2 protein-coding genes and 1 pseudogene are annotated in these 2,797 nt (G+C 71.9%); 2 read left to right on the top strand and 1 reads right to left on the bottom strand.

The window, feature by feature from the left end; genetic code table 11:
- Positions 1-1,287: adenylosuccinate synthase (locus C1I93_RS30010; RefSeq protein ID WP_111246604.1), on the bottom strand; the 1,287-nt coding region annotated here is incomplete at its 3' end.
- 125 nt (positions 1,288-1,412) lie between these two features.
- Between C1I93_RS30010 and C1I93_RS30005 the strand changes: the two genes are divergently transcribed.
- Positions 1,413-2,411, top strand: coding sequence for a diacylglycerol kinase family protein (locus C1I93_RS30005; RefSeq protein ID WP_111246603.1), 999 nt, complete (start codon positions 1,413-1,415; stop codon positions 2,409-2,411).
- Positions 2,412-2,481: 70 nt separating this feature from the next.
- Positions 2,482-2,797, top strand: a pseudogene (locus C1I93_RS32130) (chromosome partitioning protein); the annotation flags it as partial.

Below are 2,797 nucleotides of genomic sequence, written 5' to 3'. Positions count from 1 at the left end.
GGGGAGGAGGGGGTGGCGGGTTACGTTTTCTTCGCGGCCGGGGCCTACGCCTACCACGCTGACCCGGGTGCTGCAGAGTTGTTCGATGCGGGCAATGTAGCGGCGGGCGTTCTCCGGCAACTCAGCCTCGGTTCTGGCCTTGGTGATGTCTTCCCACCAGCCGTCGTGCTCCTCGTAGATGGGCGTGGCGTGGTGGAAGTCGGTCTGGGTCATCGGCATGTCGTCGACGCGCTTGCCGTTGATCTCGTACCCGACGCAGATCGGCACCTTCGACAGGCCGGTGAGCACGTCCAGTTTCGTGATCACGAGGTCGGTGACGCCGTTGAGGCGGCAGGCGTACCGGGCCACCACCGCGTCGAACCAGCCGCACCGGCGTTCCCGGCCGGTCGTGGTGCCGTACTCGTGGCCGACCTTGCGCAGGTGCTGGCCGTTGTCGTCGAACAACTCGGTGGGGAACGGGCCCGAGCCGACCCGGGTGGTGTACGCCTTGCTCACCGCGATCACCTTCGTGATCGCGGTCGGCGGGATGCCCGCGCCCACACACGCCCCGCCGGCCGTCGGGTTCGACGAGGTGACGAAGGGGTATGTGCCGTGGTCCATGTCGAGCATGGTGGCCTGGGCGCCCTCCAGCAGCACGGTGTCGCCGCGGTCCAGGGCGTCCCAGAGCATCGCCCGGGTCTCCGCGATGTACGGCCGCAGCCGCTCGGCGTACTCCAGGTACTCCTCGATGGTGGCGTCGACGTCCATCGCCTTGCGGTTGTAGACCTTGAACAGCACCTGGTTCTTCTCGCGCAGCGCGAGTTCCAGCTTCTTGCGCAGGATGCCCGGGTCGAGCAGGTCCTGCACCCGGATCCCCATCCGGGCGACCTTGTCGCCGTACGCCGGGCCGATGCCCCGGCCGGTGGTGCCGATCCGCGAGCTGCCCAGGTAGCGCTCGACCACCCGGTCCAGCGCCCGGTGGTGCGGCATGATCAGGTGCGCGTCGCCGGAGATCCGCAGCCGGGAGACGTCGACCCCGCGCTCGGCGAGCCCGTCGATCTCGCTGAGCAGCACCTTCGGGTCGACCACCACACCGTTGCCGATGACGATCACCGCGTTCGGGGAGAGTGCGCCCGACGGCATCAGGTGCAGGGCGTACTTCTGCCCGTCGGGGGTGATCACCGTGTGGCCGGCGTTGTTGCCACCCGAGTAGCGGACGACGTAGTCGACCCGCTCACCCAGCTGGTCGGTAACCTTGCCCTTGCCCTCGTCGCCCCACTGAGCGCCGATGAGCACGATCGCTGGCATCTTCTCGCCTCCAGAAGGCTCGGGTGCCAGGCGGCGACCGGTCAGCGAGCCCGGGGTGTCAGGTTAACAAGTAGTGACGGCACGACCGGCAGGGGTCGCGCCGATAGGCAGGAGGAGCCCTACCCGTGTACGACGTGGTGCTGCTCACCCTCGGCTCGGATCGGGACGCCCCGGGGGCCGGGTGCGGCAGCGGCGGAGCCTGCTGCGGTGCTGCGACGGACGCTGCCCAGGCTCGGGAGGAACGCTGCGAGACGCCACGCGTACCCGTGTTGGCCTGCGCTGACGCCCTGACCGCACGGGGCGCGCGGGTCGAGATGGTGACCGCCCGGTCGGACGCCGAGATCGACGAGGTGTTGGCCCGGCTCGACGGCCCACCCCGGCCCGACGGCCTGACCTGGCCGGATCCGGACGCCAAGACCCGGCTCGTGGTCGCTATCGCCGGCGACGCACAGTTGCGCGCCGTGCTGCGCCGGCTGGTCCGGCGGTACGCGCCACCGCCCAGTCGTCGACCGGCGGACCTGGCCGGCAACCGGACCGTGCCGGACCTGCCGCCGGTGGGCGTACTGCCGCTCGATCCGGCGCGCAGCACCACGCACCGTGACCTCGCCGCGCAGCTCGGGCTGCCGCGTGACCCGACCGCGGTGGCCGCCGCGGTGCTCGACGGCACGGCCCGCCGGCTCGACCTGCTGCGCAACGACGGCGGTTCGGTGACGCTCGACGGCGCGCTGCTCGGTGCCGCCGCCGACGACGGGCGTCCGTTGCACTGGCGCGGCCGGGTGGAGGTCGACGACGCCGTGCTGTCCCACGGCGACGACCCGCTGCTGGCCTGCGCCATCGGCAACGCCGGCGGGTACGCCCGGCTCGATGACGTCGCGCTGCTCGCCGATGCCGACCCGACCGACGGGCTGGTCGAGGTGGCGGTGGCCGTGCCGGTGGTCACCCGGTCCCGGTGGGGCCGTCGCCGGGTACGCCTGGAGGTGCGGCGGACCCGTGGCCGGGCGGTGTCGGTGCTGCCCCGCGACGAGGTTCCGTTGCCGTACCTCGACGACGGGGTAGAAGGGCAGTTGACGCGCAAACGCTCCTGGTGGACCGAGCCGGGTGCCTGGGCGGTCTGGACGATCTGACCGCGACCGCCATCGACGGTCCGGATCGGCCGGTGGGCCTATCCTCGGCAGGAGGACTGGGGGAGGAACCGTGGTGGACGAGAACGGCGACCGGGCGCACGCGCCCGGTCAGCACGGGGTGCCGGAACGGGACATCGAACCACTCTGGCCACCCGATCAGATCGAAGGCTTCGGGGCACCGGCATGGGGTGCGCCGCCTGCGGCGCCACCCGTCGTGCCGCCCACACCCCACCATTCCGCGCCCGCACCGCACGGACAGCCCGGGTCGGGTCAGGTGGGACCGGGGACCGGCTACTCGGCCGTGCCGCCCTCGCCTTCCGACTATCCGTCACTGACCGGCGGTGGTCCGAGCGCCACCGGTTGGGGGCCACCCACGCCGCCCGTAC

The sequence above is a fragment of the Micromonospora endophytica genome (genome assembly GCF_003236305.1).
Taxonomy (GTDB): Bacteria; Actinomycetota; Actinomycetes; order Mycobacteriales; family Micromonosporaceae; genus Micromonospora; species Micromonospora endophytica.
Note: the sequence above shows the minus strand (reverse complement) of the source record. Positions and strands in the feature narration are given on the sequence as shown.